At 71.5% G+C, this 13685-nt stretch carries 11 protein-coding genes and 4 tRNA genes; 9 read left to right on the top strand and 6 right to left on the bottom strand.

The window, feature by feature from the left end:
• Window positions 1-212 precede the first annotated feature (212 nt).
• Window positions 213-419, top strand: coding sequence for a developmental transcriptional regulator BldC (gene bldC / locus AC6CKD_RS18895; RefSeq protein ID WP_003949541.1), 207 nt, complete (start codon window positions 213-215; stop codon window positions 417-419).
• A 776-nt stretch (window positions 420-1195) separates the two neighbouring features.
• On the opposite strand, the gene AC6CKD_RS18890 is transcribed toward bldC, so the two are convergent.
• Together AC6CKD_RS18890 and hrpA are read right to left on the bottom strand one after the other, a co-directional pair.
• A tRNA-Asp gene (locus AC6CKD_RS18890) sits at window positions 1196-1269 on the bottom strand.
• A gap of 69 nt (window positions 1270-1338) precedes the next feature.
• Window positions 1339-5274 carry an ATP-dependent RNA helicase HrpA gene (gene hrpA, locus AC6CKD_RS18885; protein ID WP_498328637.1) on the bottom strand — a complete coding sequence of 1312 codons (3936 nt, stop codon included), beginning with the start codon at window positions 5272-5274 and terminating at the stop codon, window positions 1339-1341.
• Between the two features lie 159 nt (window positions 5275-5433).
• Between hrpA and AC6CKD_RS18880 the strand changes: the two genes are divergently transcribed.
• The 3 genes from AC6CKD_RS18880 to AC6CKD_RS18870 all read left to right on the top strand — a co-directional run bounded on the left by AC6CKD_RS18880 (window position 5434) and on the right by AC6CKD_RS18870 (window position 7568).
• Window positions 5434-5907: a hypothetical protein gene (locus tag AC6CKD_RS18880; RefSeq protein ID WP_498328636.1), complete on the top strand. Its 474-nt coding sequence runs from the start codon at window positions 5434-5436 to the stop codon at window positions 5905-5907.
• A gap of 72 nt (window positions 5908-5979) precedes the next feature.
• Window positions 5980-6729: a DsbA family protein gene (locus AC6CKD_RS18875; RefSeq protein ID WP_498328635.1), complete on the top strand. Its 750-nt coding sequence runs from the start codon at window positions 5980-5982 to the stop codon at window positions 6727-6729.
• Window positions 6726-7568, top strand: a complete 843-nt coding sequence (locus AC6CKD_RS18870; protein ID WP_498328634.1) for a cytochrome c biogenesis CcdA family protein — start codon at window positions 6726-6728, stop codon at window positions 7566-7568. Before AC6CKD_RS18875 ends, AC6CKD_RS18870 begins: the two co-directional genes overlap by 4 nt.
• A 42-nt stretch (window positions 7569-7610) precedes the next feature.
• On the opposite strand, the gene AC6CKD_RS18865 is transcribed toward AC6CKD_RS18870, so the two are convergent.
• The 4 genes from AC6CKD_RS18865 to AC6CKD_RS18850 form a co-directional block, all read right to left on the bottom strand.
• Window positions 7611-7687 (bottom strand) — tRNA-Phe (locus AC6CKD_RS18865).
• A 22-nt stretch (window positions 7688-7709) separates the two neighbouring features.
• Window positions 7710-7783, bottom strand: a tRNA-Asp gene (locus AC6CKD_RS18860).
• 39 nt (window positions 7784-7822) lie between these two features.
• Window positions 7823-7895: transfer RNA gene (locus AC6CKD_RS18855), tRNA-Glu, on the bottom strand.
• 122 nt (window positions 7896-8017) lie between these two features.
• Entirely contained in the window at window positions 8018-8368 is a 351-nt protein-coding gene (locus AC6CKD_RS18850; RefSeq protein ID WP_498328633.1) for a metallopeptidase family protein, read from the bottom strand.
• A gap of 173 nt (window positions 8369-8541) precedes the next feature.
• On the opposite strand from AC6CKD_RS18850, the gene AC6CKD_RS18845 reads away from it, so the two are divergent.
• From AC6CKD_RS18845 to AC6CKD_RS18825, 5 genes are all read left to right on the top strand, one after another.
• Window positions 8542-9045, top strand: a complete 504-nt coding sequence (locus AC6CKD_RS18845) for a FluC/FEX family fluoride channel (protein ID WP_498328632.1) — start codon at window positions 8542-8544, stop codon at window positions 9043-9045.
• A complete protein-coding gene (gene crcB, locus AC6CKD_RS18840; protein WP_498328631.1) occupies window positions 9042-9416 on the top strand; it encodes a fluoride efflux transporter CrcB in 375 nt (124 codons plus the stop codon). The genes AC6CKD_RS18845 and crcB overlap by 4 nt, the downstream gene beginning before the upstream one ends.
• A gap of 203 nt (window positions 9417-9619) precedes the next feature.
• Entirely contained in the window at window positions 9620-10102 is a 483-nt protein-coding gene (locus tag AC6CKD_RS18835) for a hypothetical protein (RefSeq protein WP_498328630.1), read from the top strand.
• A gap of 280 nt (window positions 10103-10382) precedes the next feature.
• Window positions 10383-12851 (top strand): DEAD/DEAH box helicase, encoded by a 2469-nt coding sequence (locus tag AC6CKD_RS18830; RefSeq protein WP_498328629.1) that lies wholly within the window; start codon window positions 10383-10385, stop codon window positions 12849-12851.
• A gap of 417 nt (window positions 12852-13268) precedes the next feature.
• Complete coding sequence (locus tag AC6CKD_RS18825) at window positions 13269-13568, top strand: hypothetical protein (RefSeq protein ID WP_498328628.1); 300 nt, start codon at window positions 13269-13271, stop codon at window positions 13566-13568.
• Window positions 13569-13685 lie beyond the last annotated feature (117 nt).

Genomic DNA, 13685 nt, shown 5'->3' with positions numbered 1-13685 from the left:
CATCGGCTTCCGCCGCTGATGAACACCTCGGAGGGCAATTCCATCGGTTTGGCCGTCACGGCTGGACGGATGGTGTAGTTGTAGTGCCGAGGACAAGCCGTTCGTCCTATAACCGACTCGGTCCGCGTATGTCCATTTCGGGCAACGTGGGCCAAGGTGCAGAATTTAGAGGAAAGAACCGAGATGGTTCGGTTCTCCCGAGGAGGCCGCTCATGACCGCTCGCACCCCTGATGCCGAGCCGCTGCTGACCCCGGCTGAGGTTGCCACGATGTTCCGCGTGGACCCGAAGACGGTCACCCGTTGGGCCAAGGCTGGCAAGCTCACGTCCATCCGCACCCTGGGTGGACACCGCCGCTACCGCGAGGCTGAGGTCCGCGCACTGCTTGCGGGAATTCCGCAGCAGCGCAGCGAGGCCTGAGGTTCCGCAGCACCCCTTATTGCCGGGTCTATATCGGGTCCCCCAATCCGATGAGCCCCACATAGCTTCAAACGACCGGACCTGCCCCAACGGGTTCATCAGTCGTTCGATCGCGCTGGACTCCGCCGGGTCCAGCGCGATCTTTTTTATGCCCTGGTCAGGGGATTATCGAGCTGGTGTGCGGAGTCGGCCGGGGTAGGTGCAATGGCACATATAAAATCGAGAGGGCGTATGGACCCCATAAAAGAGTGCGTCTCAAAAACGCATGGGGTGACTCCCGTCACAGATGATCACTCTTGTGGATCAGGCAATGCACCCCGTAAAGGGACGTGTCGCGCAGGGCGCGTCATCCGGACGGGCGATTTTTCCCGCGGCCGGGCCGGCCGGAGGAGGCGCGGGCCGCGGGCGGCTCCGGGCGCTGCTCCGGCCGGCCGGGCTGCGGGCGCGCTCCGGCGGAACGTCCGGTGGGGCCGCCGACGGGGCTTTGGGCGAGGTGCGGGCGGAGTGTTCACCCGCGGGCCCGCGGCGGGCCTCTGGGTGCCCCTCGGGGCGCCGCGGGGGAGCCGGGTGGGGTCCAGCGCGCCTCAGGAGCCCAATCGGGGCCGTGGGGCGGGCTGGTGGGCCGCCGGGCCGGGAGGTCTCGTCTTCGGGCCTGATACCCGCCCGGCAACCGTCCCGCAACCGTTCTGCAGCCGTCCCCACAACCGTCCCGCACCCCGGTACCCGGAAACGCGTCAGGGCCCGCATCCCTGGGGATGCGGGCCCTGACGATCTTGCGAACCTGACGGGACTTGAACCCGCGACCTCCACCTTGACAGGGTGGCGAGCTAACCAACTGCTCCACAGGTCCTTGATTTGCGGCCGTTGGGCGGCTGCGAATCAGACTGTACCGCAGCTCAGGGGGTGCAGTCGAACCCGATCACCGAGCAGGCCCCGGGGCCGCCGCGTCCACCGCCTTCACGATGCGCTTGTCGGAGACCGGATAGGCCGTTCCCAGGGCGTGCGCGAAGTAGCTGACCCGCAGTTCCTCGATCATCCAGCGGATCTCGGTGACCTCCGCCGGGACCGGCCTGCCCTTCGGCAACTGCTCCAGCAGCCACAGGTACTCGTCCCGCATCTCGTGCACCTTCTCCATGCGCGTCGTGTCGCGCTGGACACCCGTGGGCATCTGCTGGAGCCGCCGGTCGATCGCCACCAGGTAGCGCATCAGGTCCGGCAGCCGGCGCAGCCCGGTCAGCGTGACGAAGCCGGCCGGCATGAGGGCCGCGAGCTGCGTCTTGACGTCCTGGACGTTGGCCACCAGGGCGAGGCTGGCCGTGGTCTTCAGGCGGCGTTCACAGGCCTGCCAGGCGGCCAGCACCTGCTGCACCTGCGTGATCGTCCGTACGGTCGTGTCCACCAGGTCGGTCCGCACGGCCTCGTAGAGCTTGCGGAAGCCCGCCTCGTCCCACGCCGGTCCGCCGTGCCGCGCGATCAGGTGGTCGGCCGCCGCGGTGGCGCAGTCGTCGAACAGCGCCTGGATGGAGCCGTGCGGGTTGCGCGACAGCGCCAGCTTCTGCTGGTTGCTCAGGTGGTCCGAGGCGAATTTCGCCGGGTTCACCGTGATGTTGAGCAGGATCAGCCGACGGGTGCCGAGCCGCATCGCCTGCTGCTGCTCGGCCTCGGTGTCGAAGAGGCGTACGGAGACGCTCGTACCGGCGTCCACGAGTGCCGGGTACGCCTTCACGGGCTGGCCGGCCCGGCGGGTCTCGAAGACCTTGGTCAGCGTGCCGATCGTCCAGTCCGTCAGCCCGGTCTTCTCCACCGACTCCCCGCCCTCGCGCTCGGCGCTGGCCGCGGCGGCCTGCGAGAGGGCCTGGCGGGCCTTGGGCTTGAGCTGGAGCCGCAGGGCCTCCAGGTCCTTGGCCTCGGCGAGGTTCTTGCGGCGCTCGTCGACGATCCGGAAGGTGATCTTCAGGTGGTCGGGGATCCGGGCCAGATCGAAGTCCTCGGCGCTGACCGGGACCCCGACCATCCGCTGGAGCTCCCGGGCCAGCGTCACGTGCAGCGGCTCCTGTAGCGGGTGCGAGGTGGCGAGGAAGCGGGTCGCGAAGTTCGGCGCGGGCACGTAGTGCCGGCGGATCGGCTTCGGGAGGGACCGGATCAGCTCGGTGACCACCTCCTCGCGCAGGCCCGGGATCTGCCAGTCGAAGCCCTCGTCCGTGACCTGGTTCAGCACCTGGAGCGGGATGTGGACGGTCACGCCGTCCGCGTCCGCGCCCGGCTCGAACTGGTAGGTCACCCGGAACTTGAGCCGGCCCTGAGTCCAGGAGTCCGGATAGTCGGCCTTGGTGACCCCGGCCGCCTTCTCCGTCAGGAGCATCTCCCGCTCGAAGTCGAGCAGTTCGGGCTCGTCGCGCTTCTTGTGCTTCCACCAGGAGTCGAAGTGCGCCCCGGAGACCACGTGCTCGGGGATCCGCTGGTCGTAGAAGTCGAAGAGCGTCTCGTCGTCGACCACGATGTCGCGGCGCCGGGCCCGGTTCTCCAGCTCCTCCACCTCGGTGAGGAGCTTGCGGTTGTCGGCGTAGAACTTGTGGTGGGTCCGCCAGTCGCCCTCGACGAGGGCGTTGCGAATGAACAGATCGCGCGAGACCTCGGCGTCGATCCGGCCGTAGTTGATCTTCCGCTGGGCGACGATCGGCACGCCGTACAGCGTGACCTTCTCGAAGGCCATCACGGCCGCCTGGTCCTTCTCCCAGTGCGGCTCGCTGTACGTGCGCTTGATCAGGTGCTGGGCGAGCGGCTCCACCCACTCCGGCTCCACCTTGGCGTTGACCCGGGCCCACAGCCGCGAGGTCTCCACCAGCTCGGCCGACATCAGGAACTTCGGCTGCTTCTTGAACAGCGAGGAGCCCGGGAAGATCGCGAACTTGGCCGACCGGGCGCCCAGGTACTCGTTCTTGTCCGTGTCCTTCAGCCCGATGTGCGACAGCAGACCGGCGAGCAGGGAGATGTGCACGCTCGTCTCGGGGGCGTCGGCCTCGTTGACGTGGATGCCCATGGTCTTGGCGACCGTACGCAGCTGCGAATAGATGTCCTGCCATTCGCGGATCCGCAGGAAGTTCAGGTACTCCTGCTTGCACATCCGGCGGAAGGAGGACGAGCCGCGCTCCTTCTGCTGCTCCCGGACGTAGCGCCACATGTTCAGGAAGGAGAGGAAGTCGCTCGTCTCGTCCTTGAACCGGGCATGGTTCTGGTCGGCCTGCGTCTGCTTGTCCGAGGGCCGCTCGCGCGGGTCCTGGATGGACAGGGCCGCGGCGATGACCATGACCTCGCGGACGCAGTTGTTCTTGTCCGCCTCCACCACCATGCGGGCCAGGCGCGGGTCCACGGGCAGCTGGGAGAGCTGGCGGCCCATGGGCGTGAGCCGCTTCTTGTGGTCCTTCTCGTCCGGGTCGAGCGCGCCGAGTTCCTGGAGGAGCTGCACGCCGTCGCGGATGTTGCGGTGGTCCGGCGGGTCGATGAAGGGGAACTCCTCGATCTCGCCGAGGCCGGCCGCGGTCATCTGGAGGATGACGGAGGCGAGGTTGGTGCGCAGGATCTCGGCGTCCGTGAACTCCGGACGGGTCAGGAAGTCGTCCTCGGAGTAGAGGCGGATGCAGATGCCGTCGCTGGTACGGCCGCAGCGGCCCTTGCGCTGGTTGGCGCTGGCCTGCGAGATCCGCTCGATGGGCAGCCGCTGGACCTTGGTGCGGTGGCTGTAGCGGGAGATGCGGGCGGTGCCCGGGTCGATCACGTACTTGATGCCGGGGACGGTGAGGGAGGTCTCGGCGACGTTGGTCGCGAGGACGATCCTGCGCCCGGTGTGCTGCTGGAAGACGCGGTGCTGCTCGGCGTGCGAGAGCCGCGCGTAGAGGGGGAGCACCTCGGTCAGGCGGAGCTTGCGCTTCTCCAGCGCGTCCGCCGTGTCGCGGATCTCGCGCTCGCCGGAGAGGAAGACCAGGACGTCGCCCGGCCCCTCCGCCTGGAGCTCGTCCACGGCCTCGCAGATCGCGGTGATCTGGTCGCGGTCGCTGTCCTCGGAGTCGTCTTCGAGGAGTGGGCGGTACCGCACCTCGACCGGGTACGTCCGGCCGCTGACCTCGACGATCGGGGCCTCGCCGAAGTGCCGGGAGAAGCGCTGCGGGTCGATGGTCGCCGAGGTGATGATCACCTTGAGGTCGGGACGCTTGGGCAGCAGCGTGGCGAGGTAGCCGAGCAGGAAGTCGATGTTCAGCGACCGCTCGTGGGCCTCGTCGATGATGATCGTGTCGTACGCGCGCAACTCGCGGTCCGTCTGGATCTCGGCGAGCAGGATGCCGTCCGTCATCAGCTTCACGAAGGTCGCGTCCTGGTCCACCTGGTCGGTGAACCGGACCTTCCAGCCGACGGTCTGGCCGATCTCGGACTTCAGCTCCTCCGCGATGCGCTCCGCGACCGTGCGGGCCGCGATCCGGCGGGGCTGGGTGTGCCCGATCATGCCCCGGACCCCGCGCCCCAGCTCCATGCAGATCTTGGGGATCTGCGTGGTCTTGCCGGAGCCGGTCTCGCCCGCGACGATCACGACCTGGTGGTCGCGTATCGCCTCGGCGATCTCGTCCTTCTTCTGGCTGACGGGAAGGTTCTCGGGATACGTGACGTCGGGCTTCCGCGAGGCGCGCGCGGCCAGTCGCGCGGCGGCCGTTGCGGCCTCCGCGGCGATCTCGTCGAGCACGGCCTGCTTGGCCTCGGGCTTGCGGATGCGGCGGGCGCCTTCGAGGCGGCGGCCGAGGCGGTGCGCGTCACGGAGGGAGATCTCACCGAGAAGCGTCTGCAGGGCGGCGAAGGAAGTAGACATACCTGGTCGAGGATCTCACCCGTAGGTGCCGGGTGGCGAACGCATTTGTGGGGCCGACCCGTACCATTTCGGGACGAGTCCGCCGAGCGTTACCCCGATGTGTCCCCCCGACGTGTCCCCAGCGATGTCCCACCGACGTCCCAGCGAGAGGCCGCCCCGATGTCCCGCAGCCGCCGCCTCCGGTGCGTGTTCGCGGTGCTGCTGGGCTGGGCCCTGCTGGCCGGGACCTTCCAGGCGGCAGCCGCCCCGGCGGCGCAGGCGGCTCCGGCGGTCCCGCTGGTCCCGGCCGTCTCGGCCGTCTCGGCCTCCGGGGCGGGGTCCGTGCGGGCCTCGGTCCACGCGGCGGCGGGCTCCGCTCACGTCGCGGCCTTCGCGTCCGCCTCCGTCTCCGCGTCCGTCTCCGCCTCCGCCGGGCCGGGCGGGCCCGCCTGTGACCCGGGATCCGCCGGCCGGGACGGCGTACCAGCCCTGCCGGCGCGGGCGGGGCCCGACCAGGCGCAGGCCCAGGCCCCGCCCGCGCGGCTCGGGCCCGAGGTGGCGGTCCCGTCGCGGGCGGCACCCGTACGGGTCCTCGTACGCGGGCCCGGCCAGTGGGCGCCGTCGCCGCTGGAGCTGTCCGTGATGCGGGTCTAGGAGGACCGGCCGCATCAGCCGCCGGTCCGCCCGGCCCGCCCCTCCCGTCCCGCACAGCTCTGGAGCACCCGCATGTCCCCTTCTCCCTCTCCTTCCTCTTCCTCCCGCAAGCCCCTGCTGATCTCCGCCGGGGTCGCCCTCGCCGCCGTCACCCTCGGCCTCGTCTCCTGGCAGGCCACCAAGCCCGAGGACAGCGCCGCCGGCCCCGCCCGGCCGTCCGCGGCTTCCGCTCCGGAGACCGGATCCACCACGGACCCCGTCGCGCAGCTCAAGGCGCTGGCCCGCCGGGAATCGGGGGACAAGCTGGCCGTCGGCCGGGCCGACGCCCCCGTCGTCCTGATCGAGTACTCCGACTTCAAGTGCGGCTACTGCGGCAAGTTCGCCCGAGACACCGAGCCCGAGCTGGTGAAGAAGTACGTGGCGGACGGCACCCTGCGCATCGAGTGGCGCAACTTCCCGATCTTCGGCGCCGACTCCGAGGCCGCCGCCAAGGCCGCCTGGGCGGCGGGCCAGCAGGACCGCTTCGCGCAGTTCCACGCCGCCGCGTACGCCGAGGGCGCCAAGGAGAAGGGCTTCGGCGCGGAGCGGCTGACCGAGCTGGCGCGCGACGCCGGGGTTCCGGACCTGGAGCGCTTCACGAAGGACATGGCCGGGGAGCAGGCCGCCGCCGCGCTGGCCAAGGACCGGGAGGAGGGGTACCGCATCGGCGTCACCTCCACCCCGTCCTTCCTGGTCAACGGGCAGCCCATCGCCGGAGCCCAGCCCCCGGCGGCCTTCGACGCCGCCATCGCCAAGGCCAAGGCGCAGGCGGCCGCGAAGTGACCGACGTCGGATACCTGGCCGCCCTGCTCGGCGGCCTCCTCGCGCTGCTCAGCCCGTGCAGCGCGCTGCTGCTGCCCGCCTTCTTCGCGTACTCCATCGACTCCACCTCGCGGCTGCTGGCGCGCACCGGGATCTTCTACGCGGGCCTCGCGAGCACCCTCGTACCGCTGGGGGCGGCCGGTTCGTACGCCGGGCGGTTCTTCCACGGCCACCGCGAGGGGCTCGTGCTGTTCGGCGGCTGGCTGATCATCGGGCTCGGGCTCGCCCAGATCCTCGGGCTGGGCTTCGTCTCGAAGCGGATCTCGGAGCTGTCGGGAAGGATCCGGCCGACCACCGCCCTGTCGGTGTACGCGCTGGGCGCGGTCTACGGCCTGGCCGGCTTCTGCGCCGGTCCCATCCTCGGCAGCGTCCTGACGGTGGCGGCGGTCAGCGGCAGCCCGGTCTACGGGGGCCTGCTGCTGGCGGTGTACGCGCTGGGCATGGCCGTGCCGCTGTTCGTGCTGGCACTGCTCTGGGAGCGCTTCGACCTGGGACGCCGACGCTGGCTGCGCGGCCGCGCCTTCTCGGCCGGCCGCTTCGAACTGCACACGACCTCGCTGGCCTCGGGCCTGTTCTTCATCCTGCTCGGCGCGCTGTTCCTGGCGTACGACGGGGCGAGCGCCCTGCCGGGGCTGCTGGACGTGGACGATTCGTTCGCGGTGGAGCAGCGGGTGCAGGCCGTGGCGGACGCGGTTCCGGACTGGGCGCTGCTCGGGCTGGTGGCCCTGGCGGCGGCGGGCACCGGCCTGGCGCAGTGGCGCCGGCGGGCCCGGATGGCGGCGGAGGCAGGTACGGAATGACGAAGAAGGCCCCGTCCGATGGACGGGGCCTTCTCGATTCCCTGGTGGCTGGGGCCGGGGTCGAACCGGCGACCTATCGCTTTTCAGGCGATCGCTCGTACCAACTGAGCTACCCAGCCACGAAACCGTTTCCGGCTTCAGCGAACCTGACGGGACTTGAACCCGCGACCTCCACCTTGACAGGGTGGCGAGCTAACCAACTGCTCCACAGGTCCTTGCAATGTGCGAGAACAAGTCTCGCACACGGTAATGCGTACCCCCAACGGGATTCGAACCCGTGCTACCGCCTTGAAAGGGCGGCGTCCTGGGCCACTAGACGATGAGGGCTAAAGGCCCGCCGGGCACTTTCCAGCGCGTCGGGGACGTGAGAAGCATATGGGATCCCGGGGGCGATCGCCAAAACGGTTTCGGCGGGCGGGTCCGGGGCGGGCCGGACCCGGCCCGAGCGGTCAGCCCCAGCCGAGTTCGTGGAGCCGCTCGTCGTCGATGCCGAAGTGGTGGGCGATCTCGTGGACCACCGTCACGGCGACCTCGTGGACCACCTCGTCGGTGTTCTCGCACATCCGCAGGGTCGGCCCCATGTAGATCGAGATCCGGTCGGGCAGGACCCCGGCGTACCACTCGCCGCGCTCCGTGAGCGGGGTCCCCTCGTAGAGGCCGAGCAGGTCGGGGTCGTCGGTGGCGGGCTCGTCCTCCACGAAGACGGCCACGTTGTCCATGACCCGGGTCAGCTCCTCGGGGATCGAGTCCAGCGCTTCGGCCACCAGCTCTTCGAACGCGTCACGCGTCATCTCCAGCACGGGGCCATTCTCCCGTGCCGCGGTCCGATTGCGCCGGACCGTTTCCCCCGGCTTCCCCGGACCTCCCCCGGACTCCCGCCGCTTGCCCGTCTCGGACCCGGCGGCTCCTTTCCGGCGGGCCCGGACCCGGCGCGCGAGAATGGGCCGGTGGCGACAGACGAGGCGGAGCGCGGATGACCCGGCCGGCCGAGGGGGCCGAGGCCATCGACCCGGACGTGGACCTGCACGTGCCGGCGCAGCGCGCCGAACCGCAGCGCCGGGTGCTCGCCGCCGTGGCGGCGGGCGGTGCCGTGGGGGCCGCTGCGCGGTACGGGGTCGGGCTGCTGTGGCCGGCCGCTCCCGGGGCCTTCCCCTGGGGGACCTTCTGGATCAACGTGGCGGGCTGCGCGCTCATCGGCGTCCTCATGGTGCTGATCAGCGAGGGCGGCCGGTCGGCGCATCCCCTCGTACGGCCCTTCCTCGGGGTCGGGGTGCTCGGCGGGTTCACCACCTTCTCCACCTACGCGGTGGACTTCGCGCGGCTGCTCGACGCCGGTGAGGCCGGTACCGCGCTGGCGTACGCCGGGCTCACGGTGGCCGGGGCGCTGAGCGCGGTGTGGGCTGCGGCCGTGATCACCCGGCGCGCGGTCGGCGACGGCCGGGGGCGGGGCCGGGGCCCGGACCGGGGGCGGGGATGAACTGGCTGATCGTCATGGTGGGCGCCGCCGTCGGGGCGCCCCTGCGGTACCTCACCGACCGCGCGGTGCAGGCGCGGCACGACTCGGTCTTCCCCTGGGGGACCTTCGCGGTGAACGCGGCCGCCTCCCTGGTGCTGGGGGCGCTGACCGGGGCGGTGCTGGACGGGGCCGCCTCCTCGCGGCTGAACCTGCTGCTCGGTACGGGGCTGTGCGGGGCACTGAGCACCTACTCGACGTTCTCCTACGAGACGCTGCGCCTTGCGGAGCGGGGCTGGAAGTTCCTGGCGGTGGCGAACGTGGCGGCCTCGGTGCTGGTCGGGCTGGGTGGGGTCACGCTCGGTCATCAGGTGGCGGGACAACTGTTCGCCTGAGGGCGCGCCGCCCGCCCTCCTTGCGGCGTGTTGGGGCGTGTCCCTTACGGGGCGCAGGGAGTTGGGCACACTGACCCGCTCACCGCGGACCCTTGCCAGCGTTCCGGAGGTGCCCCGTGCGCCAGTTGTCCGCTTCCCTCCGATCCCCCCGGTCGCTCCGCCTCGCCGTCGCCGCGCTCGCGGTGGTGGTGACCGCCGGGTGCATGAGTGTCGGGGAGGACGCCGCGAAGCCCGGGCCCTCCGCGCCGACGGGCCTCCAGGGCGGCAAGTCCGGCGGCGGCTCCTCGTCCGGGAAGAGCGCCGGGACCCAGGGCGGCGGCCCCGGGGCGAAGGGCGGTACGGGGAGCCAGGACGGCAAGGCCGGGGCGCCGGGCAGCGTCTCCGGCGCGGCCGGGGCCTCCCCCAGTCCGGGCGCCCCGGCCGGTCCGCCCGGGGCCCCCTCACCGTCGGCGGGTCCGGGGGGCGGAGTCGGCGGCCAAGGCCCCCAGCAGCCTCCGGCGGGCGGTTCCGGGTCCGGCTCGGGCTCCGGCGGAGGCGGCTCCTCCGGGGGCGGCCAGCCCGCCTCCCCGACCCCGGAGCCGCCGAGTCCCGCCCCGCCGGTCACCCCGCCGCCCGTGACGGAACCCACACCGAGTCCGGAGCCGCCGAAGCCGGAGCCGACGGGTGATCCGGGCACCCAGCCGTAGGCCTGATCCCGGCTCCGTCCCGGCTCGATCCGCCCGCCGAGGTCTGGCGGGCGGATGGTGTTTTCGCAGGTCAGAGCCTTCTTCGGGGGAGGGACTTGCCAGACCCCGGGGAGGGTGCGTATGGTTATAGATCGTTTGATCCCATTGCCCGGCGCCGACTCCGAAGAGCGCCGCGTGGCGCGTACTCTCCCCAGCCGTGGCTGACCGCATTGAGGCGGTCGATTTGCGAATTCACGGAGTTTGGGCGCGTGCCGAGACTCCGGAAGGTTTCGCATTTCGCATGTCCATTTCCAGTTCTGACCGTTCCGTCATGCCCGAGAACGACTCCAACGAGATCGTCGACGCCGAGACCCTCGCGGTCACCGAGGCCATCGAGGCCGTAGTCGCCGACGAGATCATCGAGGCCCTCGAGGCCGACGTGACGAACCACGGGTCCGACGAGTCCGACGAGTCCGACGACTCCTTCGAGGACTCCACCGACTCCACCGACGCGTTCGACGACGAGGCCGCGGCCGACGACGCCGACGCCGAGCCCACCCTGACCTTCGGCGACCTCGGTCTGCCGGAAGGCATCGTGCGCAAGCTCGCGCAGAACGGTGTCACCGCGCCCTTCCCGATCCAGGCCGCGACCATCCCGGACGCCCTGGCCGGCAAGGACATCCTCGGCCGCGGCCGCACCGGCTCCGGCAAGACCCTCTCCTTCGGTCTGCCGACCCTGGCCTCGCTGGCCGGCGGGCACACCGAGAAGAAGAAGCCCCGCGCGATCATCCTGACGCCGACGCGTGAGCTCGCGATGCAGGTCGCCGACGCTCTCCAGCCCTACGGCGACGTGCTCGGCCTCAAGATGAAGGTCGTCTGCGGCGGTACCTCCATGAGCAACCAGATCTTCGCTCTGGAGCGCGGTGTCGACGTCCTCGTCGCCACCCCGGGCCGTCTGCGCGACATCATCAACCGTGGCGCCTGCTCCCTGGCGAACGTCCAGGTCGCGGTCCTCGACGAGGCCGACCAGATGGCGGACCTGGGCTTCCTGCCCGAGGTCACCGAGCTGCTCGACCAGATCCCCGGCGGCGGCCAGCGCATGCTCTTCTCCGCCACCATGGAGAACGAGATCGGCACCCTGGTCAAGCGCTACCTGACCAACCCCGTCACGCACGAGGTCGACAGCGCGCAGGGCAACGTCACGACCATGACGCACCACGTCCTCGTCGTGAAGCCGAAGGACAAGGCGCCGGTCACGGCCGCCATCGCCGCCCGCAAGGGCCGCACCATCATCTTCGTCCGCACCCAGCTGGGCGCCGACCGCATCGCCGAGCAGCTCATCGAGTCCGGCGTGAAGGCCGACGCGCTGCACGGCGGCATGACGCAGGGTGCCCGTACCCGCGTCCTCGCCGACTTCAAGGACGGCTACGTCAACGCGCTCGTCGCCACCGACGTCGCCGCCCGCGGCATCCACGTCGACGGCATCGACCTGGTCCTGAACGTGGACCCGGCCGGCGACCACAAGGACTACCTGCACCGCTCGGGCCGTACCGCCCGCGCCGGCAAGTCCGGTGTCGTCGTGTCGCTGGCGCTTCCGCACCAGCGCCGCCAGATCTTCCGCCTGATGGAGGACGCGGGCGTCGACGCCTCGCGCCACATCGTCCAGGGCGTCGGCGCCTTCGACCCCGAGGTCGCCGAGATCACCGGTGCCCGTTCGCTGACCCAGGTCCAGGCCGACTCCGCGAACAACGCCGCGAAGCAGGCCGAGCGCGAGGTCGCCGACCTCACCAAGCAGCTCGAGCGCCTGTCGCGCCGTGCCGTCGAGCTGCGCGAGGAGGCCGACCGCCTGGTCGCCCGCTCCGCTCGCGAGCGCGGCGAGGACCCGGACGCCGCTGTCGCCGAGGTGGTCGAGGCCGCCGAGGCCGAGGTCGCGGCTGCCGTGGCCGAGCCGGTCGCGGAGGAGCGCCCCGCGTTCCAGAGCCGTGACGACCGCGGCAACTACGAGCGCCGTGACAACCGTCGCGACGACCGCGGTGACCGTGGCGGCGACCGTGGCGGCTTCCGTCGCGACGACCGTGGTGACCGCGGTGGCGACCGTGGCGGCTTCCGCTCCGGCGGCGACCGTCCCACCGGTGGTGGCTTCCGTCGCGACGACCGCCCCTCGGGCGGCTTCAACCGTGACGACCGCGGTGGCGACCGTGGCGGCTTCCGCTCCGGTGGCGACCGTCCCACCGGTGGTGGCTTCCGCTCGGGCGGCGACCGTCCGGCCGGCGGCGGCTTCCGCTCCGGTGGCGACCGTCCGGCCGGCGGCGGCTTCCGCTCCGGCGGCGACCGTCCCACCGGTGGTGGCTTCCGTCGCGACGACCGCCCCTCGGGCGGCTTCAACCGTGACGACCGCGGTGGCGACCGTGGCGGCTTCCGCCGCGACGACCGTCCGTCCGGTGGCTTCAACCGTGACGACCGCGGTGGCGACCGTGGCGGCTTCCGCTCCGGCGGCGACCGTCCCACCGGCGGTGGCTTCCGCTCGGGCGGCGACCGTCCGGCCGGCGGTGGCTTCCGCGCCGGCGGCGACCGTCCCACCGGTGGTGGCTTCCGCCGCGACGACCGTCCCACCGGCGGTGGCTTCCGCGCCGGCGGCGACCGTCCGGCCGCCGGCGGCGACCGCCCGTACGGCCGCCGCGACGACAACCGCCCCTCCGGCTCCGGCTCGACCGGTGGCTCCTCCTTCGGCCGCCGCGACGACAAGCCCCGCTGGAAGCGCAACGGCTGAGACCAGCCGCTGAACTGATCGCCTGACAGGGCCCCTACGACACCCGTCGTAGGGGCCCTGTCGGCGTTGTTGCCAGGCTCCGCAGCCTTTGTGCCGGGGGGCACGGCGAACGTGATGCGCGGAGGGGTCCCCCGCTCTTGCTGGGGGACGGTCTGTGCCACGCTCGCGCGTACTGGGCGCCGCCGCGCTCGCTCTGGCCGTGGGGTTCGGGGTGGTGGGCGCCGCACCTGCCACGGCGGGTCCCGCGGCTCCCGACGGGCGGCTGTGGAAACAGGGACGAGCGGTCCCCTCACGATCAATGGTCTGGCCTCGGGGTGGACGGAGACCCTGACACTGCCGCAGGGGTGGCGGCGCCGGAGAAGATCGGGTCCGCGCGGTTCAAGGTCCGAGCCTCGGACGCCAAGGGCCCTGGGCACGGTGGTCCTGCGCGAGCGAGCCGACCTCGGCGTGACCCGCAGGGTCGACGTCCCCTCGTCAACCACGATCGCGGTCCGGCCCGTTGGTGACTGGCTCGTCGACCAGGTCCGATACACATCGAGCCAGGCACTCGTGGCACTGCCCGTCAACGGTGGTGCGAAGCGCACCCTGTTGACCCGCACCGTGGACACCCCGCTGGTACTTGGCGCCGACGGTGCGGCTCACGTCGCAGGCGGCCCCGACTCCACCCACGGGGGAATCCAGAGCGTCACCCCGGCCCCGACGGTGTACCGGTGGTGAAGCAGAGCCTGCGCGTCACACCGAACCCCGCGGACCGCGTGGGCCTGGCTTTCGCCCAGCCGGCTTCGTGAGCCGCACCGACATCGCCGGGCCGGACAGCCGATTTACGATCGGCTG

The organism is Streptomyces sp. GQ60 (assembly GCF_059758875.1).
Note: the sequence above shows the minus strand (reverse complement) of the source record. Positions and strands in the feature narration are given on the sequence as shown.

Coding starts and splice junctions, on each gene's coding strand:
- bldC (WP_003949541.1), top strand. CDS start 213: ATGACCGCTCGCACCCCTGATGCCGAGCCGCTGCTGACCCCGGCTGAG.
- hrpA (WP_498328637.1), bottom strand. CDS start 5,274: ATGTCTACTTCCTTCGCCGCCCTGCAGACGCTTCTCGGTGAGATCTCC.
- AC6CKD_RS18880 (WP_498328636.1), top strand. CDS start 5,434: ATGTCCCGCAGCCGCCGCCTCCGGTGCGTGTTCGCGGTGCTGCTGGGC.
- AC6CKD_RS18875 (WP_498328635.1), top strand. CDS start 5,980: ATGTCCCCTTCTCCCTCTCCTTCCTCTTCCTCCCGCAAGCCCCTGCTG.
- AC6CKD_RS18845 (WP_498328632.1), top strand. CDS start 8,542: ATGACCCGGCCGGCCGAGGGGGCCGAGGCCATCGACCCGGACGTGGAC.
- crcB (WP_498328631.1), top strand. CDS start 9,042: ATGAACTGGCTGATCGTCATGGTGGGCGCCGCCGTCGGGGCGCCCCTG.
- AC6CKD_RS18835 (WP_498328630.1), top strand. CDS start 9,620: ATGAGTGTCGGGGAGGACGCCGCGAAGCCCGGGCCCTCCGCGCCGACG.
- AC6CKD_RS18830 (WP_498328629.1), top strand. CDS start 10,383: ATGTCCATTTCCAGTTCTGACCGTTCCGTCATGCCCGAGAACGACTCC.